23 protein-coding genes are annotated in these 25,016 nt (G+C 44.7%); 3 read left to right on the forward strand and 20 right to left on the reverse strand.

Annotated elements, in window-relative coordinates; all coding sequences use genetic code 11:
- Positions 1 to 11 precede the first annotated feature (11 nt).
- The 8 genes from ACSQ8P_RS17615 to ACSQ8P_RS17650 all read right to left on the reverse strand — a co-directional run bounded on the left by ACSQ8P_RS17615 (position 12) and on the right by ACSQ8P_RS17650 (position 8,632).
- Positions 12 to 1,598 carry an extracellular solute-binding protein gene (locus tag ACSQ8P_RS17615; RefSeq protein WP_436236345.1) on the reverse strand — a complete coding sequence of 529 codons (1,587 nt, stop codon included), beginning with the start codon at positions 1,596 to 1,598 and terminating at the stop codon, positions 12 to 14.
- 41 nt (positions 1,599 to 1,639) lie between these two features.
- A complete protein-coding gene (locus tag ACSQ8P_RS17620; RefSeq protein ID WP_436236346.1) occupies positions 1,640 to 2,509 on the reverse strand; it encodes a carbohydrate ABC transporter permease in 870 nt (289 codons plus the stop codon).
- Positions 2,510 to 2,525: 16 nt separating this feature from the next.
- On the reverse strand, positions 2,526 to 3,494 hold the full coding sequence (locus ACSQ8P_RS17625) for an ABC transporter permease (protein ID WP_436236347.1): 969 nt from the start codon (positions 3,492 to 3,494) through the stop codon (positions 2,526 to 2,528).
- 99 nt (positions 3,495 to 3,593) lie between these two features.
- Entirely contained in the window at positions 3,594 to 4,631 is a 1,038-nt protein-coding gene (locus ACSQ8P_RS17630; RefSeq protein ID WP_436236348.1) for a response regulator transcription factor, read from the reverse strand.
- Entirely contained in the window at positions 4,609 to 6,459 is a 1,851-nt protein-coding gene (locus ACSQ8P_RS17635) for a sensor histidine kinase (RefSeq protein ID WP_436236349.1), read from the reverse strand. Before ACSQ8P_RS17635 ends, ACSQ8P_RS17630 begins: the two co-directional genes overlap by 23 nt.
- Positions 6,460 to 6,888: 429 nt before the next feature.
- Positions 6,889 to 7,467, reverse strand: coding sequence for a dihydrofolate reductase family protein (locus ACSQ8P_RS17640; protein WP_436236350.1), 579 nt, complete (start codon positions 7,465 to 7,467; stop codon positions 6,889 to 6,891).
- Positions 7,468 to 7,549: 82 nt separating this feature from the next.
- Complete coding sequence (locus ACSQ8P_RS17645) at positions 7,550 to 7,768, reverse strand: hypothetical protein (protein ID WP_436236351.1); 219 nt, start codon at positions 7,766 to 7,768, stop codon at positions 7,550 to 7,552.
- A gap of 213 nt (positions 7,769 to 7,981) precedes the next feature.
- Positions 7,982 to 8,632, reverse strand: a complete 651-nt coding sequence (locus ACSQ8P_RS17650; protein WP_436236352.1) for a FusB/FusC family EF-G-binding protein — start codon at positions 8,630 to 8,632, stop codon at positions 7,982 to 7,984.
- A gap of 499 nt (positions 8,633 to 9,131) precedes the next feature.
- On the opposite strand from ACSQ8P_RS17650, the gene ACSQ8P_RS17655 reads away from it, so the two are divergent.
- Positions 9,132 to 9,842 carry a YwaF family protein gene (locus ACSQ8P_RS17655; RefSeq protein WP_436236353.1) on the forward strand — a complete coding sequence of 237 codons (711 nt, stop codon included), beginning with the start codon at positions 9,132 to 9,134 and terminating at the stop codon, positions 9,840 to 9,842.
- A gap of 472 nt (positions 9,843 to 10,314) precedes the next feature.
- Here ACSQ8P_RS17655 and ACSQ8P_RS17660 read toward each other — a convergent pair whose 3' ends face one another.
- The 10 genes from ACSQ8P_RS17660 to ACSQ8P_RS17705 form a co-directional block, all read right to left on the reverse strand.
- Positions 10,315 to 11,217 (reverse strand): response regulator, encoded by a 903-nt coding sequence (locus ACSQ8P_RS17660; RefSeq protein WP_436236354.1) that lies wholly within the window; start codon positions 11,215 to 11,217, stop codon positions 10,315 to 10,317.
- Positions 11,218 to 11,222: 5 nt separating this feature from the next.
- Positions 11,223 to 12,119 (reverse strand): sensor histidine kinase, encoded by an 897-nt coding sequence (locus ACSQ8P_RS17665; RefSeq protein ID WP_436236355.1) that lies wholly within the window; start codon positions 12,117 to 12,119, stop codon positions 11,223 to 11,225.
- Positions 12,120 to 12,140: 21 nt separating this feature from the next.
- On the reverse strand, positions 12,141 to 12,548 hold the full coding sequence (locus tag ACSQ8P_RS17670) for a hypothetical protein (protein ID WP_436236356.1): 408 nt from the start codon (positions 12,546 to 12,548) through the stop codon (positions 12,141 to 12,143).
- 20 nt (positions 12,549 to 12,568) lie between these two features.
- Positions 12,569 to 13,219, reverse strand: a complete 651-nt coding sequence (locus tag ACSQ8P_RS17675) for an amino acid ABC transporter permease (RefSeq protein WP_056623904.1) — start codon at positions 13,217 to 13,219, stop codon at positions 12,569 to 12,571.
- A gap of 20 nt (positions 13,220 to 13,239) precedes the next feature.
- Complete coding sequence (locus tag ACSQ8P_RS17680) at positions 13,240 to 13,893, reverse strand: amino acid ABC transporter permease (RefSeq protein ID WP_436236357.1); 654 nt, start codon at positions 13,891 to 13,893, stop codon at positions 13,240 to 13,242.
- Positions 13,894 to 13,956: 63 nt separating this feature from the next.
- Positions 13,957 to 14,820 carry a glutamate ABC transporter substrate-binding protein gene (locus ACSQ8P_RS17685; protein WP_436236358.1) on the reverse strand — a complete coding sequence of 288 codons (864 nt, stop codon included), beginning with the start codon at positions 14,818 to 14,820 and terminating at the stop codon, positions 13,957 to 13,959.
- Positions 14,821 to 14,840: 20 nt separating this feature from the next.
- The gene (locus ACSQ8P_RS17690; RefSeq protein ID WP_436236359.1) at positions 14,841 to 15,569 is read right to left on the reverse strand and encodes an amino acid ABC transporter ATP-binding protein; all 729 of its coding nucleotides are present in this window, start codon (positions 15,567 to 15,569) and stop codon (positions 14,841 to 14,843) included.
- A 490-nt stretch (positions 15,570 to 16,059) separates the two neighbouring features.
- Positions 16,060 to 16,389: a hypothetical protein gene (locus tag ACSQ8P_RS17695; protein WP_436236360.1), complete on the reverse strand. Its 330-nt coding sequence runs from the start codon at positions 16,387 to 16,389 to the stop codon at positions 16,060 to 16,062.
- A gap of 17 nt (positions 16,390 to 16,406) precedes the next feature.
- On the reverse strand, positions 16,407 to 16,697 hold the full coding sequence (locus ACSQ8P_RS17700; protein WP_436236361.1) for a hypothetical protein: 291 nt from the start codon (positions 16,695 to 16,697) through the stop codon (positions 16,407 to 16,409).
- Between the two features lie 131 nt (positions 16,698 to 16,828).
- Positions 16,829 to 18,292, reverse strand: a complete 1,464-nt coding sequence (locus ACSQ8P_RS17705; protein WP_436236362.1) for a putative glycoside hydrolase — start codon at positions 18,290 to 18,292, stop codon at positions 16,829 to 16,831.
- Between the two features lie 471 nt (positions 18,293 to 18,763).
- Between ACSQ8P_RS17705 and ACSQ8P_RS17710 the strand changes: the two genes are divergently transcribed.
- Complete coding sequence (locus ACSQ8P_RS17710; protein ID WP_436236363.1) at positions 18,764 to 19,489, forward strand: polysaccharide deacetylase family protein; 726 nt, start codon at positions 18,764 to 18,766, stop codon at positions 19,487 to 19,489.
- A 36-nt stretch (positions 19,490 to 19,525) separates the two neighbouring features.
- Here the strand turns inward: ACSQ8P_RS17710 and ACSQ8P_RS17715 are convergent, their stop codons facing one another.
- Both ACSQ8P_RS17715 and ACSQ8P_RS17720 read right to left on the reverse strand, forming a co-directional pair.
- Complete coding sequence (locus tag ACSQ8P_RS17715) at positions 19,526 to 20,008, reverse strand: CcdC protein domain-containing protein (protein ID WP_436236364.1); 483 nt, start codon at positions 20,006 to 20,008, stop codon at positions 19,526 to 19,528.
- A 310-nt stretch (positions 20,009 to 20,318) separates the two neighbouring features.
- On the reverse strand, positions 20,319 to 21,002 hold the full coding sequence (locus ACSQ8P_RS17720) for a stalk domain-containing protein (protein ID WP_436236365.1): 684 nt from the start codon (positions 21,000 to 21,002) through the stop codon (positions 20,319 to 20,321).
- A gap of 278 nt (positions 21,003 to 21,280) precedes the next feature.
- On the opposite strand from ACSQ8P_RS17720, the gene ACSQ8P_RS17725 reads away from it, so the two are divergent.
- On the forward strand, positions 21,281 to 24,871 hold the full coding sequence (locus ACSQ8P_RS17725; protein WP_436236366.1) for a family 10 glycosylhydrolase: 3,591 nt from the start codon (positions 21,281 to 21,283) through the stop codon (positions 24,869 to 24,871).
- Positions 24,872 to 25,016: the final 145 nt, after the last annotated feature.

The following is a 25,016-nucleotide window of genomic DNA, read 5'->3' on the forward strand; positions in this document are numbered from 1 at the left end:
TCACCCTTCATCTACTTCTTGTTGGAGTTGTACCATTGCGTTGCTTCCTTAATCAACTGATCGCCACCGCGCTTCTTCCAGTCTTCAACAAATTTATCAAAGTTGTCTACAGATTCCTTGCCAGTAATCACCTTGGCAGCAAATTCCAGCCATAAACCGTCTCTACCTAGCTCCGGCCGTGCTTGAAGTGTTGGCATTACTGGCATGCCGAGCGCGTCGTTCTTTCTGCCTTCCTTAGACGCGACCTCAATGCCTTTACTTACCATCTCGCCATTCGGACGTTCCTTCATGAACTCTTTATTGAGAACGTGTGAAGGGCTTACAAAGCGCAACCAGGTCAGATGCATTTCCTCACGGTAAATATCCTCTGGTTTCGCTGGGAAATTGTATTTAATTTGACTGCCATTCACTGTATGATCCACACCTTCGATACCATAAAGCATGAATTTTTGTGCCGCATCGGAGTAGAACCAATCCAGGAATTTAATGGCATCCTCTGGCTTTTTATTCGATTTTGGGATGACCCATACGTTTTGGCCGACGACTGACTTGATCGTTAATCCGCCTTTACCATCCGGCCCTGTTGGGGCAGGAATAATGTCCAGCTTCGCTGACGGCGTGCCAGCCGTAACTTCACTCGCCCACTTATCGGCGAGTCTAGGAACGTGGTGCCATAAGCCTACGATACCTTGGGCTTTAATTTTGGCATCCCAATCTTTCGGTTGCTGCACGAAAACCTCGTTGTCCAGCAGCTTCTCGCTGTATAGTGTGCGGTAAACCTTCAACGCATCTTTCATTGGCGAACGAACGATATTAGGCACCAACTGACCGTTTTCGAGCGTCCAATCCGCAGGTACGACCCCATAAGCGCCAAAGAACATTTCTGTCCAAGCTAGCTTCTCACGGCCTGAGTACGGAATTTCATCCTGCTTGCCGTTACCGTTAGGGTCTTTGTCACGGAAAGCTCGCAGCATATTGATATATTCGTCAACTGTTTTTGGCGCCTGCAGGTTCAGCTTATCCAGCCAATCCTTACGCACAAAGTTGATCACATCATTCGGAGTCGGATTCAACGTTGGAATACCGTAAATCTTCCCATTTTTGCTTACACCGCCATAATCCCAAGCTTCCTTAGGGATATTCTTTTTCAGGTTCGGTCCGTATTTATCGAGAAGTTCGTTCAAATCATACAGAGCCCCGTTGTCTACAGCCGGTGCGGTTTCCGGCATATTAATACCGCGTGTTTGAAGCAGCTGAGGAAGATCTCCTCCGGCGAAGATAAGTGTTAGCTTTTGATTAAAATCTTTGTGAGGAATGAGTTCCATTTGGACGTCAAAGTTCGAAAGTTCTCTTAGTTTTTTTACATAAGGATCTTCGTTAATATTTTGGGAGCCCTCCACATACTGCAGTCCTTCTGTCCCTACAGCCACTCTTAGCTTTGTTTTTACTGCCGGAGCCTGAGAACTGGTTCCGCCATTACTGGCTGGAGTCTGCGAGCTAGTTCCCCCATTGTTTGACGTGGTTTGAGAACAGCCAACTGCAACGCTTGCAAGCAAGCTTGCTGTCAGCGTCATACCAATTACCTTTTTTGAAACCATCTCAATCCCTCTCTTTCTTAATCTCATAATATAAACAACATCTACCCCTTCAGTGAACCAAGCATAGCCCCTTTAATGAAATGCTTCTGAATAAATGGATAGATAAGTATTACCGGAATTGTTGCAACGATGATCGCCGCCATCTTAATGCCTTCGAGTGACTGCAGCGACAACGAAGCTGCCTGCATCGAGGACTCCGCGTCGCTCTCGACAATTAAGGCGCGCAGCTTCACTTGCAAAGGGTAGAGCATCGGGTTCCGGAGGAACATCAGCGCACTGAAGTACCCATTCCAATGTCCGACTGCGTAAAATAGGCCAATCGTGCTGAGGGAAGGAAGCGATAATGGGAGTACGATTTTCCATAGTGTCCGGTATTCGTCCGCCCCATCGATCTTTGCCGCTTCCGTCAAGCTTTCAGGGATGTTCTGGAAAAAGGAGATCATGATAATCAAATTGAATGCGCTGATCGTCCCGGGAATGATGAGGGCCCATAATGAATTAAGCATCCCGAGAGATTTTATGAGCAAATAAAGCGGGATAATCGGTACTTGGAAAATCATTGAAAACACGATGAACAACAGGATGAACTTACGACCGCGTAAATCATGGCGAGCCAGACCGTATGCCATCAAGCTGGTGAAAAATAAGTTAATGAACGTTCCGAACGTTGTTAAAAATAACGTGACCCCGAACGCTCGCCATAGCGCCTTATTGTTCATTACCGCTTTATAATTTTCAAGCGTCCAATCCACAGGCCAGAGAAGCACTTTACCAGCTGAAATGGCATGACCGCTGCTGAAAGAGCCGGCAAAGATATAAATAAAAGGCAGGATCATGGCTATGCCGGTTATTGTAAGGATGACGTAGTTGGCGATAGTAAATCCGCGCCTTGCGGGACTCATACGAATCATGAGGAACCTCCCCCTTTTAGTAAATTGAATTTCCAGTTGATTTTCGGCTTAAGTAATTAGCGCCCATGACTAGAATGAGTCCTATAACTGATTTGAAAATACCAATGGCCGTCGTATAGCTGTACTGTGCTCCAAGCAAACCGATGCGATAAATGTAAGTGTCCAAAATTTCACCGGTCTCCACCACAAGCGGGTTCAGAAGGATGTAGACCTGCTCAAAACCAAGGTCAAGGATGTGGCCGATTCGCAGCAATAGCAAAATTATAATGGTTGGCAGCAAGCTTGGAATCGTAATGCTGAACACTTGTTTCAACCGCCCTGCACCATCCACTTCAGCAGCTTCATATAGCTCCGGATTAATGCCAGTTAGCGCCGCCAAATAAATAATCGTGCCCCAGCCAACTTCCTTCCAAACCCCGGAGGAAACCACAATGCTGCGGAAAAACTTTGGCTCTTGCATGAAGAAAATGGGTTCTAGCCCTAGTGATTTCAGCAGTTGATTCAGTATGCCGGATGACGGCGATAGAAAGTTGATTACTAACCCGCCAACAATAACCCAGGACAAAAAATGCGGCATGTAGATAATGGTCTGAATCGTTCGTTTGAAGATGACCTTTCTAACTTCATTCAGCAGGAGTGCAAGCAAGATTGGGGCTGGAAAACCAAACGCGAGTTGATAAAGGCTTATAAGCAGCGTGTTCGACATGACCCGATAAAACTCAGGATAGGAGAACAAATTTGCAAAATGTTTAAGGCCTACAAACGGACTTCCTAAAAATCCACCAAAGACGTTATAATCCTGAAACGCAATGATACTGCCGGCGAGCGGCACATATTTGAACAAGAAGAAAAACAGGATGCCCGGGGCAATCATCGAATATATTTGCCAATTTTTTCTGAAATATCTCCAGAAGGATGTCTGGTTTGATTTCGATTTTATGGATAAAAGAACCGTTTGAACCTCTTGTGCCTCAATCGTCTTCATGCTGTCTCCCTCCGTTTCTTTTTATTTGATTGTAAGCGCTTCCTGATTTGAATCACATGTTTTTTCTATTAAAATATTGTCTTTTCTTTTAAACCGTTTTTATTGAAGTCCCATGTTTTTACGATATTCGGTAGGAGAAACGCCATAATGTTTCTTAAACGCTTTATTAAAATAGGGATAGTCGCTGTATCCAACCGCATAAGCCGCCTCATATGTTTTTACCGTTGGATCCGCCAAAAGCCTGCACGTCTGCTCCATTCTTAGCTTCGTTATGAATTGGATAAAGCTAGTTCCCAAGTTCTCTTTAAACAATGTGCTTAGATAAGCCGGCGACATCCCTACATGTTCGGCGACCTGCTGGAGCGATAATTCTTCATTTGCAAAATGGCTGCAGATATATTGCTCCGCTTTCGATATTTGCTGGCGTACACCCCAATTACGCGCTTCACGTCGTTTTCCCATGATTTCCTGTATAAAAATGCGCAGCTGTCCGACAGCTTGTTCCACTGTATCCGGTGTTTTATGAGCTTCATCTGTTTCTGCATGAGGCACCCTAAGCTCCTCGACGAGAACGGCTATAAAATCTGCATATAATGGCTCCACGCCAAGATCTCGCTCAAGCACAAGCCATTTTGTTTGTAGGGTCATCAAGCTTTCATCTACCCTGCTCTGGTTAAGGAGCTCGATGTGCCCGACCAACTGTTTCGCCTCCGTGCTGCAGACATTGATCCAGGATTGCCGTAACCGTCTCAAACGAGTGCGGTTCTCAAATTTCTCGTATATCGCTCCAAGCACTTGATGTACCTGTTCAGGCACTAACGGTTTTAGCAAATACTCACTAACGCCTAGACGGAGCGCTCTCCTGGCATAGTCGAACTCTTCGTAGCCTGAGACGATAATAAACTCGGTCTCGGGATATTTACTTTTCGCCTGTTCTACAAGCTCAAGTCCGTTCAACCCTGGCATTCGAATGTCCGTAATGACCAAATTAGGCTTCAATTGCTCGATGAGCTGTAAAGCCTCCTCACCATCCTCCGCTTCACCGATAACTTGAAACTTATTGTCTAGATCTTGGATCAGTTTGTTCAAACTTAGTTTGATCATAAATTCATCATCAACCAGTATGACTTTGTACATGGGCTTCATTCTCCTTTTCTGAATTGCCAGCCTCGACATGTTTTAGAAAGATAGGAAGTCTGATTTCAATAACGGTGCCATGATCATCAGACCTCTCGATTCGTAAGCCGTAAGTTTCGCCAAAATGCATGGCAAGCCTTGCATGAACGTTCCACATGCCAATTCGCTGGAACGGCGACAAATCCGAAGTATCGTTGATGCTGTTGATAGAACCTTGAAAAGCCCGGTTATACTGCGCCATCAAACTCTCGTCCATACCGTGTCCTTTGTCAAGCACCTTCAACGAGTAGTAATTAGCATTCTTTTTACCTACGATGCCAATATAGGAAGGACGAAGCCTGTGACGCTCATAACCGTGAACAAACACATTCTCGACCAGCGGTTGAAGCGTGAGGCGAATAATCGAAACCTGCTCCGTTTCTTCATCATCGAGTTCGATGTCAATATCGAGCCTGCGGTAACGCTCTTGCTGAATCAACATATATGTACGCATATGGTCCAATTCTTCCCTAAGCGAGACAACCGGTTTCCTATTATTCACGCTGTAGCGGAAAAAAGCGGCCAAAGCAGTCGCCATACGGCTGATTGGCACAATATTTTGCACAATGGCATAGGAATTAATAATTTCCAGCGTGTTATATAAAAAATGTGGATTGATCTGGCTTTGCATCGCTTGTAGCACACTTTCCCGCTGGCGAATTTGCATATCTTTTTGCATTAACTCAGCTCTGTGCACATCCTCAATCAATCGCCTGATTTCACTCACCATCTTGTTAAAGCTCCGGTTAACACTGTCTAGCTCACTGTTAAAAGGCTGCTCTGGAGCAGACACAGATAAATCGCCGATTTCCGCCCTTTTCATGAGCCTCTGAAGATTGCGCAGGGAGCGTGTTAGTGAATAAGCAAACATCCCGAGTGAAGTGAAGATTAAAGCTGCAAGAACAATCCCAATTACAATGGTGGCATTTCGTAACGCATTCAAACCTCGGGTCATTTCTTGAAGCGGCACCTCGGAAATTAACACAAGACCGGATTTATCCGAGCGTTGATAAGTGACTAGGGTATTGCCACCTTCCCCTTTTTTGAAGGAGCCCTTCTCGCTCTGAAAAAGTTTCAGCTCTTCTTCCGTGGCTTGCTGTCCCCACTTTGTTTTATCGGGATGGCATACAATATGGCCGTTGCGGTCGACTGCCCATAAAAATCCAGTGTCCCCCAGCCTGTTCCTACCGCAAATGTTATCGATTTCGTTCAAGTTAAGATCGATCAGCATGATACCTGTATTTCTATATGAAAGCGTATCCAAAAATACACGCAAAATTGTCAGCACAGGTGATGCATCCACCTTATCAACACCGATTACGTTATAATTTTGCGAAGGAACGAGCGTGTCGAGGAGGCGGAGGTTTCTTTTTCTCAGTTCAGGTCCTCCTGTACTGGATAGATCCACAGCTTCTTTGGACAAAACGGTGAAGTTGTAAATATCCTCACGGCCAAAAATAATATTGTGAACCAGCTCTTCTTTAATCCGCTTTGTGTACATAAATTGCTCAAACGTGTCCTGGGCTGGTATTTTAAGAAATTGCTGGATCAGCGGATGCGTAAGCAGCGGATAAGTCGTGCGTTCCAGATCGTGGAAATAAGAGTTCAAATGCTCGCTTGTTTGACGAAGCAGCTGTTCGCTGAAAGCAATGGCGTTTTGCTCGGCCGTTTTGGCTGAAATGGTGTACCAGAAGTAGCCAAACAGAAAAAATGGAACACACATTAACATGATAATCAGCAGCACAAGCTTCCTGACGATGGGTATACTTCGGAATTTTTTGATGAGCATCGTTTGTGATCCCCCATATTTATTATGTTCTAGCAGACATAGCAACAATTGTAAACTAACTCTTACATTATGCACAATGCATCTAGAGTAATGATATATAAATTCAGATCTATATATATGAAAAGATGAACTCTAGTAGACGACTTCATCTGAAAAGAGATTACAAGATCAAACTAGTAAGAGAATACGATATTAGAAAACGGAGTCCACAAACCGCAGCGCTCCGTTTTTGTTGTTCATAATTTTTTGAGGATATGGACACGAAGCAAGGTAAATTCCCTTTTATTTATATATAAAAATAGAACGCCTCTTTACGAATGGGAGTACGTAATGGTTCTTCCGCCCTTAAATCCCACATTTAGGAGGTCGCTCTTGTAGGATGATAGAAATAAGGAGCAGTTGCCGTGGCAAAACTGCTCCTTGTTTTGTTCAACTATAGTTCCTCTGGTAAACGAGACCTATGGCTCCAGAATCAAAGGTTTTGTTTTCGATAAGTTTAAGATTGACCTTCTCCTTGAGACCTTGGAATAACGGCAACCCACTGCCGATTAGAACGGGAGAAACCGTAATTTTATACTCATCGATTAAATCAAGCTGCATAAGGTGGTGTGCGATCCTAGGACTGCCGAGGATGACCATATCCTTGCCTGGCTGCTGTTTGAGGTTCTTGATCTCTTCCTCCACATCTTCTTTCACTAGTCTGGAATTGTTCCATTCGACTTTGTCCAGCGTCGTGGAAAAAACGATTTTGGCTGTCTTATCGATCCACTCGGCATGATTCCGTTCATGCTGCGAAGCTGATGGGTTCGAAGGCACAGTTGGCCAATAACCGTGCATTAATTGATAAGTCCCTCGTCCCCAAATGACGGTGTCGGCAGTACTTAGAATTTCTTTCGCGTATTTCTCTAAATCACCATCGTAGGAAATCCAGCCAATGTCCATTGCACCGTTTGGCCCTTCTACAAAACCGTCAAGCGATGCGTGCAAAAATAGAACGAGTTTTCTCATTTTCAGTGCTCCTTTGTTCATGAGGGATGTCTACATTAGTTAATTTTAGCACATTTCATCTTGGATTGTTTTTTATGGATTGCTAAGCTAAACTGTCCATTAGCTCAGAGATAAAGTAAGGTGTTTGACTATTTTCAATTTTGAGGAGATCACTCTTTACTATTTTCGTGATGGCAGGCTCCACAGTTAGGTAAGAAGGTTTCTTCATAAACGCAATTCCAAGTTGAGTCGCATTATTATCAACCTCAAAATATAAGCCTGGGTACAGATCATCGAATGATACGATATCTCGTTTAATCATAGATACCTTCACTGTCCACGCTAACCTGCCCGTTTGCTGAGCGAGGGGAACAACAACGACAACAATCGATGGATCGGTTCTATCGCCGCACTATCGGACACGAGAGCTTAACAATAAAGGGTTTCACATATTAGATATATCTAATATGTGAAACCCTTTATGTAATCTGAGTATTTTAAATTTTGGTCTTGATAACAGCTGCAGCTCTCTTCGTTATTTCAAAACGTCTTGAATAAATCTTTCGAGTGCGGTGACATCCGTGATGTTCTTGTTGCATTCCTGACTGTCCATGCACAAGTAATTGCCAACCGCCTTGTAATAATCCGGGGAAGAATGAGCTGGTCTCGATTTGGATACCGCAGTAAATAACGCGAGCTCTTCATGCTTGTTGCATAAAAAGCAGACACCTTTTTTGTTCGTAGGGATAAACTTACCTTCAATCCCTACGATTTGTCCGTCTAAAGGGTACACCAGAAATAATTTACCCGTGGAGATGCTGATCCATCCGAGGTAAGTCAAATACTGGTAATCTATGGTCAAATCGGGAATCGGCAACTTTTTATTCTTATGAAACAACTTCCGGATCTGTTTTTCCGTAACTTGTGGAAAATTTGTTATATAGGATTCCAATGACCGGAGATATTGCTCGAAATCCTCTGCGGTTTGCAGCGCGGAAATGTTACTTAATAGCTCTCTTTGGATCCCCTCTGCATCCATAAATAGCTCCATAATCTTAAACTCCGTGCTATCCCGGACGGCTTCTACGACCTTGCGGTCGGAAACGCTTTGGCACGTACGCTGCAGATAGCCGATTTGCTTTTTAATAAAATTATACTGATGGTTTCTAATGAATGATCCGTTCATGACGTACTCAGCCCCTTATCATTAATTGAAAATGAAAATAAGGTGCAAAGCCCATTATTAGAAACGATACATGCTCGGCCTGGGCGATGTTATCTCAAATGTTCGCCTCATGCAAAGAATCGCCCCAATAATAAGGCTTTGCATGAGTTAAGCTAGTCCCGGCAACATGATTTGCCATGGTCTACCACCTCCCGAATACATAAACATTATGATAATACCAACAAGTGATTTTTTCAAGGCACGTTCTTTATTATACAATTCCATACATATGTGCACTTGGGCGAGATATGGTAAAGAATAAGCCAATTGCAAAGGGTATCTTCTACAGCAATTAACGTAACCTGCCATTTAGGTGAATAGGCTGCCGAAGGATGGTTCTTTTAGTTGAAACTAAACCCAATGTTTCTGTGCATCATTCAGGTTTGTACCATTTCAAGTATGGATAAAATAGTTCGCAGAATAGCTACATACATTTCCAATTAAAAGGAAGGGGATTTTTATGGACTGGTTTTCGGAATCGGAGTATCCTTTTGCTATGTATACTCCACAACATATTCTTCCGCTTGTTGGAATAGCTTTACTGGTTCTGCTGCTATATCGGTTTAAAAACTCGCTTCGCCAAGACGCCTGGAAGAAAAGAATCAGGTTTGGACTTTGCACAGTCCTCATCGGGTTTGAAGTCTTACTGTACGGATGGTATTTTTATTTCGAACAATTTTCCATAGAGCAGTCCCTTCCCCTCCAGCTATGCAGTATCAGCTACATCTTGACCATCGTCATACTGCTTTTTCCATTTTATCGGATTTATGAATTTTTATACTTTGCAGGTGCCGGCGGTGCCATACAGGCATTGCTGACACCGGCGGCCATCCTGTCCGGATTTCCCCATTTCACTTATTTTTACTTTTTTATCGGTCATGGCGCCATTGTATGGGTTGCCTTGTATATGACTTGGGTACATGGCTATCGGCCAACGTGGCGTTCGATTTGGAGAGTGCTTCTGCTTATGAACGCTCTTTTGGCAGTAATCATCCCTTTAAATTGGATAACAGGAGGAAACTACCTTTTCGTCGCAGAAAAACCATCCGATGATACGCTGCTTAATTATCTGGGTCCTTGGCCATGGTACTTGTTATCCCTGGAGGGGGTGGCGGTGATTATCTTCATTCTCATGTACCTCCCCTTTCTGCGCCTTAGGTCTAACACCTAAGTTTCCGCGATACTTTTCCAGGCCTTAAGCTCGGTCCATAGTCGCTTTACCAAATATTTCAATTGTTCGATACTGACCTTTAGCGTAAAAAAAACAAGGAGCAGCTGCTTAGGCTGAACTACTCCTTGTTTTTATGCCCAGTAATTAATATAGCACCATCTTCCCCATTTTCTATTGAAAAATCTTGATAAAGTATTTGCTGGTTTAGCGCAACAGGTTATGACCTTCCATCAACCAACCAGTTAAGATTGTTAACAAATTGCTTCTTGTTGATTCATTTCACATTGTGGCAAATAATACGTTGTTCTTGTCCACTATCGGTAAAGGATACAAGTTCTTGTCTTGCGAAAAAGACAAGAACTTACATCCTTAAAATAAAAAAAACCGCGCAGCTGACGGGGATCTAAAAGCACTCAAGTTTGTTATTCCTAAGATGAGAAATGTATAGCTCTGACCTAATTTCCTACTTATCCTAATGCTCGCTGCGCAATTTGTCGGTGACTTCCAGGTACAGGACTTGTAGAAATTTTTTAACATTAACCTTACCCTTCTCCGGCTTCCAATTCTCATCGATTTCTTTCATCTTCATACGCACATCCTGGAATTCAAAATAAAGAGTCGCATAATGCTCAAACTTGGGGTTGCCGTAATCCGTCAAGCCAATACTCGCTATATGGGTTAACGCAGCCAAAACGGTTCGACGAATTCGCTGTTCGACAGCTTTGCCTTCTTTCTCTACGTTCGCTTCATTTACCTTGTGGCAGCGGGCTACAGTTTCATAGAGCTCCTTCAGGGGTGGGATTCCTTCCCCTCTATGATGACGAATGAGATGCTCCATAATGTCCATCACATCGCGACTACCGCTGTCACCTACTATCCCTATATCCATGAGAATCGGCTGTAGGATTTCACGGACGCTTCGTTTTTTACGCGTACTCTCTGAACCTGTGTGCAGTAGACTTAGCTTGGTTAAAGATTCTTGGATTTCCTTCAAGGAGCGGCTAATCTTCCACTGCTCGTTAACCTTGGACAGGACTGCTTCAACTTCAATCTTATTGATCGGCTTCTGAATATAGAATTCAACACCAGCTTGATAAGCCTTACCAATCATTTCTTTATTTTCAATTTGCGAAATCATCACGTACTTTCCTTGATAACCGCGCTCCTTCAATCGAATAATGGTCTCAATTCCATCTTGATCCGGCATTAGTAAATCAATGAGCACGACATCCGGCGTCGTTTCCAGAAGAACTTTTTCTCCTTCGCTGCCGCTGTCTGCTGTCCCTACGACTTCGCCTAGACCACCTTTTTCAATGATTTTTTGCAGCATCAGTCTGCTTACCGCATCATCGTCTACTATTCCGAATGACAGCATGATCTCTATGCTCCTTTTTTCAACGTATTGGTCAAAAAGGTAATTACAAAAGAGGTCTGAGAACCCGGCTCGTCAGAGCGCAAAAGAATGTCCCCACCTAGAGAATGAACAATATCTCTAACGTGAGAGAGGCCAATCCCTGTCGCAGCAAAGCCTTCCTGATTGAATTTCGTTGTGAAACCAGGTGCAAAAATCATCTCTTTATCCTGTTCAGAAATGCCGACACCCGTGTCGGATACGGTCAAGATTGTCTCAAACCCCTGCTCATAAGCCCCTACACGGATTAATCCGTGATCTTCAATAGCTTCCACAGCATTAGATACGAGATTATTGAGTACAGTTAAAAGCGGGATAAATTGATCCGAGTAGTAGTCCGTTTGAATGTCGCTTGTAATTTGAATCTTTTTTCCGATCATAGTGCTGTATCCAAGGTTGGACTTGATGGCGAATTCCACAACTTCAGCCAGCCTCATTTCGGCTGCGAAATCCCGATCAAACAGCTTTAACAAACCTGCGAGGATTCGTTGAGAATCCTTCTTTACTTCATGAATTTGCTGGGTAATTCCCAAAATGGTGCGAGCATAGCTTTTTAACCCCGTACCATTAACTTTTTCATATAAGTTATGGCTCTTCGCCGTTATTTGCTCAATGGTTTCCATTGACTTTCGTAAGTAAAATACTTCGCCATACAAACCGCTATTCGTATTTAGCATTTGCTCAATACGCTTTTGTTGCTCAATATGTAAGACTCGCATCTGATTAATGGTTACACTACTATAGATGCCGACCACAAAGTAACTTCGTACGACAGCGGTCACGGTAATAAACACGAATTGCTGGGAAAACAGGTACGGTGAATGAAAAATGAAGCTGCGCGCCAGTAATTCCAGTTCATTTGACATGAGGTCAATAACAGATAAGAATTATCCTAATATAAAGGGGTGAAAACGATCCCATTTGTGCTTAATCAAGCTCATGGCAATCGCATAGGCTATATAATAAAACGTGGCTGATAAATGCATTTGCGCGCTCGCGCTGTAAGATAAGGCTCCATGCGAAATAATACCATCCTCTAACATCCGAAATAGCAGAACAGTGATGCCAGTAATTATACCTGTATACACATAAGGCAGATGCCTCATCAACAACAAGCAGAGAAGAAAGGCACTGCTGCCAAGTCCGATTCTAAACACTTCACCACTGAAAGGTGTTATTTTAAACTCGCCGGCAATTGCCGTCACAATAGCGATGAGAATCATTTGTAGCCCTTCGTTCTTCAATCGTCCCAGGCGCTCACCCCCTACAGTAAGTGCAATTTGATACGAAGACACCTCTTCTATGTCACATTCTCTTACACCATTCTTGATTCCAGCCTGCGAGCTGCTAGCGAGAGCGCATAATTCACAGCAAAATACAGAAGAGCCACTAAAAATAGAATGGGCATGGTATAATTATAGTTTTGTCCAATTACTATTTTCGCATGATGCATCAATTCAGGCAATGAAATAACAATCGCAAGAGAAGTATCTTTCAACAGGGAAATAAATTGACTCACCAATGGTGGCACCATACGGCGCAGCCCCTGCGGAAGGACGATATGCCAGAGTGTTTGCACATAGCTTAGTCCTGAAGAACGCGCCGCTTCAATCTGTCCTTTATCGATGGAATTTAGGCCACTTCGCACAATCTCTGCGATCATTGCGCCTTCAAATAACGTTAAGGCAAAAATAGTTGCATTCATGGCTCCAAACTTGATACCGATATCTGGTAAGGCGAATCGCGCAAAAAATATGATTAACAATAATGGTAAATTGCGTATGAGCTCGACAACGATAGCTAGAATTGGGGATACCACCGTCAGCTTCGTATACCGAATTGTGCCGACGACACATCCCACGATAAAGCTCAAAACAATAGAGATCGTTGCGACTTTAAGCGTAATGTAGAAGCCTTCAAATACAAATCTTACATTATCTGCTGAAAAGGCATGTATAATATCCATTCGTTCACCCCCTCTTAAAGTCAGTCCGTACGAGCTAATTTTCGTTCCAGACGTAAAGCCATGTAACTTAAAGGCAGCGTCAGTACTAGATATAGCACAGCAACGAAGATATAGGTATCGAACGTAGCAAAAGTTTCACTTGCAACCTGATCGCCGAAATACATGAGATCAAAGCCTGCGAATACGCCTAGTACGGATGAGTTCTTAACGAGGTTTATGAATTGGTTGCTGAGCGGGGGTATCACAATTTTGATTGCTTGCGGAAGGACGATATGCCACATCGTTTGAAGATACGTTAGTCCCGAGGATTGTGCAGCCTCAGACTGGCCTTTAGGCACCGACATAATACCAGCTCGGATCGCTTCCGCAATAAAAGATGCCGTATATACCGTAAGACCTAAAGTTCCGCATACGAATCCACTTAGGGTAATGCCCATAGAAGGTAGCCCATAGAAGAATACAAAAACAACCAGCAAGAGCGGAATGTTTCGAATGAACTCCACATAGGCCGTACCTAACCATTTCAGCGGTTTCACCGATCCGATACGAAAAATTGCAATGATCGTACCCAGCACAAAGCTGCCAATTAAAGCTATAACGCTGGCAATGATCGTGTTAAAGAAGCCCTTCATATAGATATCAAAATAGTCAGTAAAAATCGAGAAATCTAGCATGTGCTCCCCCCTAATAGACAGAAGATGGGCAGCGGCAGCCACCCATCTCTCCTCTTATTCCTGTTATTTGGATGGCGCTTTGCCGATCCATTTCTCGTAAATTTTCGCGTATTGACCGCTTGACTCCAGCTTCTTCAGTCCTTCATTCACTGCGGCTTGAAGCGTTGTTTCACCTTTTTTCATCGCGATACCGTAAGGTTCATCTGTGAACGGTTCACCGACTACTTCGAAGTTCTTATCCTGTTCCATCATGCCATAGAGGATGGCGTTATCCGTGGTCAACGTATCGCCTTGACCTGCTTTCAGAGCGCTGAATGCATCTTGATAATTATCAAACTCCAGTATGGTGGCATCCGGAGATTTCGCTTTAATATTGGCAACGGATGTGGCGCCTTTTACAGCCAGTACCTTCGTTCCTTTTTTAACATCCGCGACACTCTTAATAGGGCTGCCCTTTTTGACGAGTAAGGACTGTCCGGCTTTGAAATACACCTGAGAAAACTCAACTTGCTTCATACGCTCTTCGGTAATCGTCATCGTCGCAACAATCATGTCAATTTCATTGTTATCGAGCATCGGAATACGCGTCTTGGAGGTTACTTCTTTTAACTCAATTTTCTTCTCATCGCCGAGAATTTCTTTGGCTAGTGCTTTTGCGATGTCAATGTCGAAGCCTTCAACCTCGCCTCCGGTCGGGTTTTTCAAACCAAACAGCTTCGTATCATATTTCACACCAACGACGACTTTGCCTCTACTTTTGATCTCATCCAGAACAGTTGTCCCACCAGTTGGCTTCGTAGTGCTTGGAGCAACGCTTGCTGCTGGAGTGTTTGATTCGCCACCTGTTACACTCGTTGTAGAGGCACACCCTGCCAATGCGAATATGGTTGTCAACATAAATATGAAATTCCACTTTTTTGACATCATGGTTTCGTTCATCTCCTTATTTAATGGTTAAGTACACGATTCAGAAATAGTTTCGCTCTTTCTTCACGCGGGTTAACGAAAAATTCATCTGGAGGCGATTCTTCGACAATCTGACCTTTGTCCATAAATACTACGCGATTAGCTACTTCTCGGGCAAAGCCCATCTCGTGTGTGACCACAACCATCGTCATTCCTTCATGGGCGAGCGCTTTCATTACATCTAGAACTTCACCAACCATTTCCGGATCCAAGGCTGAAGTCGGCTCATCGAACAACATGATCTTTGGTTTCATCGCAAGCCCCCTTGCAATGGCGACACGCTGCTGCTGACCACCGGACAACTGCGAAGGAAAGCTGTATGCCTTATCCTGAATACCTACCTTATTCAGATAGTACATCGCGACCTCTTCGGCTTCTTTCTTAGCCATACCGCGCACCTTCAGTGGTGCAAGCGTAATGTTATCAATCACTTTCTTGTGCGGATATAGATTGAAATGCTGGAATACCATGCCGATCTCTCGACGCAGCTTGTTCATATCCATCTTCTTGTCGCTGACCTTGTACTCATTCACGACAAGTTCCCCACTTGTGATGGTCTCTAAACGATTAATGCACCTTAGAAGTGTACTCTTGCCTGAACCGGATGGACCTACGACGACAACGACTTCGCCCTGCTGAATCTGAAGATTAATTCCTTTGAGAACATGAAAATCGCCGTAATGCTTCTCTACTTGACGAAATGAGATCAATGGAACCCCCCCTTCGATGAATCTCTATTAATGTAAACTTATTGTTATGTAAATTGACAGGTGATGTACTTAAATAATAAGGTGAACCTATAAAATCTTATGTAATCCGACATTGCTCAGAAAAAAAGGCCCTCAATACAAGAAAATGTAATAAGCGTTCACCAAATAGAGTGAACGCCCACTTTGCTTCAAAACTTAATTTGTTACTTCAAGACTTTATTGTCTACTTCAAAACTTTAATGTCTCCCAACAGATGATAAGTAATCTCACCTCAATACTGTATTTCACCTAATTTTCAGTATATTATTATCCAAATTATTTTGAGGTCCTTAGTGTTATTTTCCAAAGTATCTCTTAACAGACTAAGCATTTTAAGTTTACACCAAACACTACTGCCCGTTAGCGGAGTGAAGGGCCGCCACGCGGCAGCCCTTCAAATATTTAACTATCGGTTATCCTTTAGTTGAATCAACAGCCGTATTATTTCAAGTTACTTCCCTACGTTAATATCATGACGCATTCCTCTACTCGCTAACCATTGGACTAACAACTCTTGAATCCTTAAACGGTCATCTAAAGGCATGATCTCGATCCTACGCTCAATCGGATAATAGCGCTTATTCAAATGTTCTGTCTCCCCGAAAACAAGAACATCATATTCCTTTACTCCTGGCATCTCAGCGTAAATATTTAAGATAGATTGATTTTCAACGAAGTATATGATTGCACCGCGCCCATGATCACGCCAATGAAAACCAGGAATATTGGGATCAATGTGTCTCTTTGTATTTCCCCAAAACCACGATCCATTTATTATCATCAATCCTCCTCCCGTCTTTAGTTACTTCCCCGATCTGCATTCCCTGGGGTCGGTGAAAAGTTCCCAAGCTCTTTTGTCACTTTCATAAAAAAGATTTCTTTTTTTAAAGTTGATCCGCTTACCCTACCTGAATGATGCCCTAAATGGACTGAAGAAGGCGAACTCCAATTAAAATAAGACAATGCTTCCAGTAATGCTACTTTTTCTCTTCCCACACATTTTTTATACGAATTGTTTATTATAACTTTGTTAATCTCTCTCACTTCTTCTAGAGTCAGTACATTAAGAGTCTGGGCCCGAATATACATATCTGCCCTTTAGTTTAGCGGTTAGTTTTTATATATGTCGGTATTCGAACAATGTTCTTATCATAGCTTCCATGATGGGCACAAAAAAAGGGTAAGCTCTCATCTAGAGCCTGCCCTTGATTTAACTCTTTTTACGGGATATAGGAAACCCCCTCTGAATACGAATTATTAGCATTCCATATTAGGTATTCCCGAACACCCGCGTCGCTCAAAGCTTTAATTTGCTCATTCACTTCGGCCTTTCCGTATTTGATGTAATTACCAGCGCCCAGCCAGCTTGCAGTGAAATCTTGAATCCATGGCCGCGAAAGAGGCGGCTTTTGCATCTCGCCGAACTTCTTCTTCTCTGCCTTCATATATTCGGCGACAAGGCGATAAGGCTCTTTATCAGGCTTAGGTATGCCGAAATAGCCATCCGACCAGTGACTTGGATAAATCATCGAGGAAATGACATCCACAGAGCTTGATATGCGGTTAAAATTTTGCCCAATCCCTGGCGCTTCCGGTAGCGTCGCCGAGTAGCCGAAAATATCGACGGACACTTTGACGCCGTATGGACCCAGCTGCTCCTTCGCGTAAGCGACAAAGTCACTGACCGCATCCACGCGAAGCTGCGTTAACCTTGATTTCTCGCTGAAATCTGGTGCTTTAGGTGCCTCTTTTTTCTGGACTACTACGCTCTTCTGCGCATCATCCAACCCTTTCTTGTTCGTATCCGTTTTATCTGCATTGTACGTATTCGTGGCCTCAGTCAGCTTGATTTGCAAAGCAGCCATATCCGCTTCATATTTTTTTGAAGCTTCGGCATATGTTTTTTCCTCTTCCTTAAATTTTGATGGCTTCTTTTCTTTATAGTCACCCATCGAATAGGTCAATGATTTATCTCGGCTTTCGAAGCCTTCTGGGAAGCGTACGTAGTCGAATTGAATCTCTTTGAACCCAAGCTCTGCCGCAAGTTTAGCGACATCAACATTATGCTCCCACGTTTCTTTCAGAAACGGGTTAATGAACCCGTCACCATTTCCGTTGCGCCAAAGGCTGCTGCCATCCATATACGAAAGATCTGGGCGTTTTTTCGCAAGAACCGTATCTTTAAAAGATACAATACGCGCAATCGGATAAATGTGATGCTCCTCCAACAATTTCATAAGTGCCCCAGGATCGCGGATGTAAGGCTGGCCGAATTCGGCAAGCTTCCCGTTCGGTTTGAACGTAATATAGCCATCATCATCCTTGATATCGATCACCATCGCGTTGAGATCGGTGCTGTCTACAAGCGACAGCAGTTTCGGCATGCGAGCACCGCCAGCTGACCAGCCAGTTACATAAATACCGCGCACTGCATCGGGATACTCGAAATGCACAGGCGGATCAAATGCAGGTGCCTGACTAGGTGCAGGCGTGCTCGATGACACTGGCGGCGACACCGTAGGCTCGGGTGTATGCCCCGGCGCGGCAATCGGCACTGCCTCTGTCGCGACCGGAGACGGCTGCTCCGATGGATTTGGCGACTCGACTACGACATCTGATGACGAACAAGCGGACAATGCGAGTACCAGTGAAAGCATAATCCCGCTAAGCCAATCTTTCCTCATGCTGTTCTCCCCCCTAATAACCGCAATTCGGCCTTTGTAATTGAAGTATTCAGTGGGGGAGGAAACTATGCTTGATTACTAGGTACATCCAGAAGTGTTATCCCTAATATGCCACTAGACTTCCCAACCTTCTTACTCAAAATGTTTTAAATAATTCGCACATGTGCTTCTGGTCCGTTCGAGGCGGCTGGAAATTGAAACAGCGACAATATCGCTAATCTTTATTTGTAGAACGATTCTTAGGCATATCTGCCCGTTGCTTTAATGAACAAAAAAAGGAGCTGCCCACATGGCAAGCTCCTCCTAAGCATTTCAATATTACAGACATGTAACTTTTCTCCAATAGTTTTTAGGCCAATTTCTTACTTTAATATTTCTAATAAGTCGAATATTCTATTCTTTTTCACCGAGTTAATTTAAACAATTGGTGCATCCTAATATTGAAAATTGAACTAAAATCAGGAGGCAACAATGAGAACGATCCTAAATTTTTGTATTTGTTTTTTGTTATTTCAGTCTGTTGGTTACGCCGCTCCCCACAAAGACCGGTCTTATTATGAAACGAGAGGAGAAGTCGTCTGGGAAATATCTACCGATGAGAAAGTGATCGCCTTAACATTCGATGACGGTCCTCATCCGAGATATACACCTCAGATCTTGGACTTGCTCAAGCAGTATCATGCTAAATCCACTTTTTTTGTGGTCGGGAATAAAATAAAACTTTTTCCTGACGTGCTCAAACGAGAAGTAAACGAAGGACATGAGATAGCCAATCATACATATAGCCATGCTTTTCTTTCTAAACGGACAAACATGAAAAATGAAATTAATAAAGCAGAGGAAACCATTTTCTCCGTCGCCGGGATTCGATGTCATTTATTTCGTCCCCCTGGAGGCTTTTATAACGAGAGGTTAGTCAGTATTGTCAAGCAAGAAGGTTATCAAATGATAATGTGGTCTTGGCATTTAGATACGAAGGATTGGAGTACGCCAGGGGTCAGTAAAATTGTAGATAAAGTATTAAACAATTCGAGCAGCGGGGATATCGTATTGTTCCACGATTACGTGGAAGGACATACTCAGACTATTGAGGCTCTTAAAAAAATCTTGCCTGAATTGGAAAAGAGAGGGTATCGGTTTGTTACCGTCTCCGAGTTATTAACCTATCGCAAGGCAGTCCCTGCTAAGAATCCGTGAACGATCAAGAAAGTTGCTGCTCGTTTCATTGCTGTGTTAAACACTCAGCACAGCTTGCTTTGAAGAGCTGACACCTCTGAATTTAATAAAACTGATGATACGCCAAGTTGCGATGTAGCCAAAGGTCATTAGGTTGCACATAAAACTAAGCGTGCTTGGATTGATTGAGTTTATAGTCGCAATCGCAAGGAAACGCAGTGCAAAGATCACGATCAGCAGCACAAAGATTGTTTTGTTACGCTTAATATACGTGTTGCCATTGTCTCGAACTTCAAAGTTGGTCGTCACAATGAGTGGAATCGACACAATTATGCCGATCAACAAAGCAATGATTACTTGCCCTTCGTGAATATGCAGAGATGGATCAAACAATTGCATAAGCGAAGTAGAAATGTATAAAATAGGCAGCAGTAATGTTATTCCTGATTTTTTAAGTGGTTTACTCATGCCACTTAATTGTCCACGTAGGATGAAAAAGAAAATTAAGGCCGAAATTATCATTGATACTGTTGAATTCATAGTAATGAACACTCCCTTAAAGGATTTTATAATCTTATTATCACCTTTAACGGAGTGCTTCAAAAGTGAGTCAAGTCATCGATTCGAGGTGACAATTGTCATATTCGTATAAGTTTATTTCTAGGAGCTCATACCTCTTAGCCCCCCTCCTGTCGAAAACCCTCGAAAACACGTAAAGGAAATAAATATCTCCGATCGGCACCTAAATCTCGATAATACTCGTTGATTGTCAGACCTGCATACGGATTGTGTAGTTCCTAAATCTGACTGAGTAGACACCACTACGTCCATATAACAATCGGCTTCGCCGCTAACCCTTGAACGGATGTACTTTCTTGATTGTAGTTGGAAGGCCGGCCTGATCTTGCTGCGCCCATAAACCGCTCTTCTGTACCTTTGCTTCCCTTTGGAGAGAAACGAGCATCGCATTCAGCTTCTCGTCCTTTAAATTCGCAGACAGGATGGCGTAACCGTCAGCAACCAATTTGGCATTCAACAAAGAGTTGTCCGATAAATAAACATCTGCACGAAGGTGTTTATTACGGTCACGGGATCCTCTAGCTTCAATAAGCACCTTTGATCCGATTGGGAGTATTTTTTGCGTATATACGGTTGCATCCATCCCGTTATGTATCGGACTTATGCCGGCAAGCCGTACGTTTTCTTGAACATTTTCACCTCTAAAATTCTGATACTTGACTTCAAGATAGAAGCCGTCAAGGACACGAACGATCTCAGCTAGCTGCTTTGGCGGTGAAGATATGTTGACCGTCTTTGTGCTCTCATCCCATCCAACTGCTGCCCCGAATGCTTCCGCAACAAACCGAACAGGCATCATTGTAGAACCATCTATAATTTTACCCGGGTAGTCCAGTGTGGCGGTTTGACCATTTCGTTCCGCCTTTGCTTGTCCGATTTTATACTTTATGGCCAAATCTCCTTTACCGGCAGAAACGGTATGCGAGCTGCCCTCCCATATTACAAAACCATGCAATGCTAAGCAGTACTGTAATCAATTGTTTCATTGTGCGTAAGGAACCTCCTTTTTTTACTTATATTATCTTTTCACTCATATAGAAAAATAGAGGCTCCAGTCCCCAGACGCAGTAAAATAAAATTTCATTTATGTTATTGAATTTTGAAATATTATTTTGTATGCTAAAGGCAGCCGGAATTTATTATAACATTTGCCAAAAGAAGAAAAGAAAGGAGTAGACGCGTTTATTCGGCTTTCATGAAAGCGAATACATAATGAGAAGGAAGTGAGTCCCATTGAAGAAATCCGATCAAAGTCGCACAGCATCAATCCCTTTTGCCATGGCCTTATTATTGTTCTTGAGCACAATTATGTTCGGTGTACCCGTTGCTAGCGCGGACACAGAGTCTGCTTTGAGCGCAGATGTGCAGGCGCTATCCGGCGTTCAGGCCGCCGCCGGTGTGGAAGGCTTTGAGCAAACGGCTAATCTCTTCTCGTCCTCGGCGAAGGCGACGGCAAGCATCGGACTTATCAGCCGACCGGAAACGATTTATTACGGCTATCATGCTGTTAAATTATCCTACGATTTTACCGGCACGACCGGAACGTCGGCGGCTTACGTCAACTTCAAGGATCCGGATGGCACAACGGGCAGAACGCTGCAGGGACTTCCTAAGAGACTTGGCCTCTGGGTGTACGGCGACGGCAACAACCATTGGCTGCGCGCTCAAGTCAAAGATTCGGCTGGAACTGTCTCAGCGCTTGACTTCACCAGCAGCAACGGGCTGAACTGGACCGGCTGGAAGTACATCACTGTATCCGTTCCGAACTCGCTGAGAGCTCCGATCAAGCTTAATCAAATCTATGTCGCGGAGACAAAAGACAATAACAAAAACAAAGGTGCGCTTTATTTTGACCAGCTGACGGCGTTTTACACAGATTCGACTGTTTACGGGCTCGATTTTGCGGATCTGCCTCTTCTTCAGATTGGCGAATCGAAGAAGGCGCAAGTATTCGCAACATACCAGAATGCAGCGGAGCCGGTCCCCGTTACAAGCGGGCTATCCTTCCGCAGTAGCAACGAGCAAGTCGCAACCGTCGACGCAAACGGCACAGTCCGGGCGCTGCAGTCAGGCACATCGACGATCTATGCCTCCTATGGGACGGCTCCTGAAGCATCCTACGTGCTGACCGTCTCATCGAGCGCAGCCGTGCCATCTAGAATAGAGCAATCTTCCTTGGAGAAGCTGGAATCTGGCTCTACGAACAAAATTCGCCTGTACGCAGTGTACCCAGACATGACCGAACCCGTTACCGTACTGAGCGGAGCAACGTATGAAAGCAGCGCTCCTGATGTTGCAACCGTCGATGCCGATGGCGTGGTGAAAGCCGTAAAACCTGGAATGACAACGATCACAATGTCCTATAAAGGCGTCTCAACGGCTTATACGCTGAATGTAAACGCCCCTGTACCGGTATTGCAGAGCATCCAGCTGACAGAGCTCCACACGATGACGGTTGGCGATGCCTTGCAGGCGAAGGTGCTTGGCACCTACACATGGCTTCCGGAGCAAGTTGAGCTGACAAGCGGCGTTACGTATACGAGCAGCAGCCCAGCGGTCGCCTCCGTGAGTATAAGCGGTGTTGTTACGGCGCTGAAATTCGGCACCTCCCGGATTTCCGTGACGTATGGCGGGAAAACGAGCGATTTTTACTTGGTGGTGAATAAAGTGGCCGCTATTCCGAAGTCTGAGCTGAGAGCGGCGTGGATCGCTACAGTCGACAATATAGACTGGCCGAAAAAAGGCGTAACGGATCCGGAGCAGCAAAAGCGCGATTTCACAAAGCTGCTGGATCAGCTGCAAAGTACGGGGATCAACGCGGTTATCGTGCAAGTAAAACCGACTGCGGATTCCTTTTACCCTTCCCAATTCGGTCCTTGGTCGGAATGGCTGACGGGCGTGCAGGGCAAGGATCCCGGCTATAACCCGCTTTCGTTCATGCTGGAGGAAGTACATAAGCGAAATATGGAGTTCCACGCTTGGTTCAACCCGTACAGGATCAGCCTGGAGGATCGTCTCGATAAACTGGTGCCGGATCACCCTGCGCGCCAGCATCCGGACTGGGTCGTTTCGTATGGCGGGAAGTTGTATTTCAACCCGGGAATTCCGGAAGCGAAGCAATTCATCATGGACGGCATTATGGAAGTCGTGGAAAATTACGATATCGACGCAGTTCATTTTGACGACTATTTCTATCCGTACCCGGTCAGCGGTGTCGACTTCCCCGACCAGGATGCTTTCCTGAACTACGGCGCGGGCTTTGCAAGCAAGGCGGACTGGAGACGTAACAACGTCAATTCGTTCGTACAGGAGATAAGCACCACAATCAAGCAGGAGAAAAGCTACGTCAAATTCGGTATCAGTCCGTTCGGCATATGGAAAAACAAAGGGGGAGATCCGGCAGGCTCCGAAACGAACGGTCTCAGCAGCTACGACGCCATCTATGCGGACTCGAAAAAATGGGTTGACCAGCAGTGGATCGATTACATCACACCGCAAATCTACTGGTACATGGGCTATTCGCCAGCCGCCTACGACAAGCTGATCGAATGGTGGAATGGTGTGGTTGCCGGCAAAAACGTTCACCTCTACAGCGGCCAGGCAACCTACCGCATCGGCTCAAATGATCCGGGTTGGCTGAACCCGAACGAAATGCCTGACCAAGTAAGCTATAATCGCAATTTCGGCAACGTCAAAGGCAGCATCTTCTTCAGTGCCCAATGGCTGCCGGCTAATCCGTTGGGCTTTACGGACCGGTTAAAAACCGATCTCTACCGCTACCCGTCACTTGTCCCTGCGATGCCTTGGCTTGACGATCAAGCGCCGAACACCCCTGTTCTCGCTTCCGCCATCCGCAAACCATCTGGCGTGGTGCTGACTTGGGAGAATGGTACAGCAGACGCAGCCTACTATGTTGTCTATCGTTTCGAAGGCGATACGCCAGGAAGCCTGCAGGATGCGTCCAAGATCGTCGCTACCCTCCGCAAGCAGGAGGGCGCGAAGGGATCGTTCGTCGACCGAACTGCCGTTGAAAGCGCGCGGTATGCTTATGTCATTACCGCAGTGGACCGCCTCCACAACGAAAGTGCGGCCAGCAACGCAATTGCGATAACGAACGTACTTGATGTGACAACACCTGTGACGACGGCGACCGTTGAAGGAACGATGCATAACGGTTGGTACGTTTCGGAGGCGACCGTTAAGCTTACGGCAACGGATGACCTGACCGGCGTTAGTTCCACGCAATACAGCACCGACAACGGCGCAAGTTGGCAGCCGTACGGCGGGCCTGTTACCGTTGAGGCCGACGGCGAAACTCACCTTCTTTACCGGTCCGAGGATGCTGCCGGCAACGTGGAACAAACGAAAAGCACAGAAATTCGCATCGACCGGTCAGCCCCAGTGATTCAAATTAACGGCGGGACCATTTACTCCGTAGACCAAAACGTTCAAATAAAATGTACCGCTTCCGATACGGTTTCGGGCCTCGTCTATAATCCGTGCACCGCGCTCCTTGTCAATGTTCCGGCCTATGAGCTCGGTCTTGGCTCGCATGTCGTGACCATCGACGTTCAAGATGCTGCGGGCAACGTAGCATCCGCATCGTTTACGTACACTGTGCAGACGACCGTTAGTTCCGTGGTGAACGTAACCCGTACATTTGTGTCAGGACCGGGAGCAGACGGGGTTACGAACTCGCTTGTGAAAAAGCTTGAGCACGGTAATTACGATGCTTTCATCAATGAAGTACAGGCACAAACGGGCAAAAGGCTGACGACCCATCAGGCTGATGTCTTAATCAGTTTGGCTGCGTCTCTGCAATAAATCGTAATCTAGTTAATAACACCCTTGTTCCGTCAGGAACAAGGGTGTTTAATATTCGAGTTTTGTGTTTGCAAATGAATCTTTAAAAGAAAAAGCCGGAGTTATCGATGTTATTGCTCCATCCACGCTATCCTGCCCGTTCAGA

It is taken from the genome of Paenibacillus sp. LjRoot153 (genome assembly GCF_964253085.1).
In the GTDB taxonomy this organism is placed as follows: domain Bacteria; phylum Bacillota; class Bacilli; order Paenibacillales; family NBRC-103111; genus Paenibacillus_E.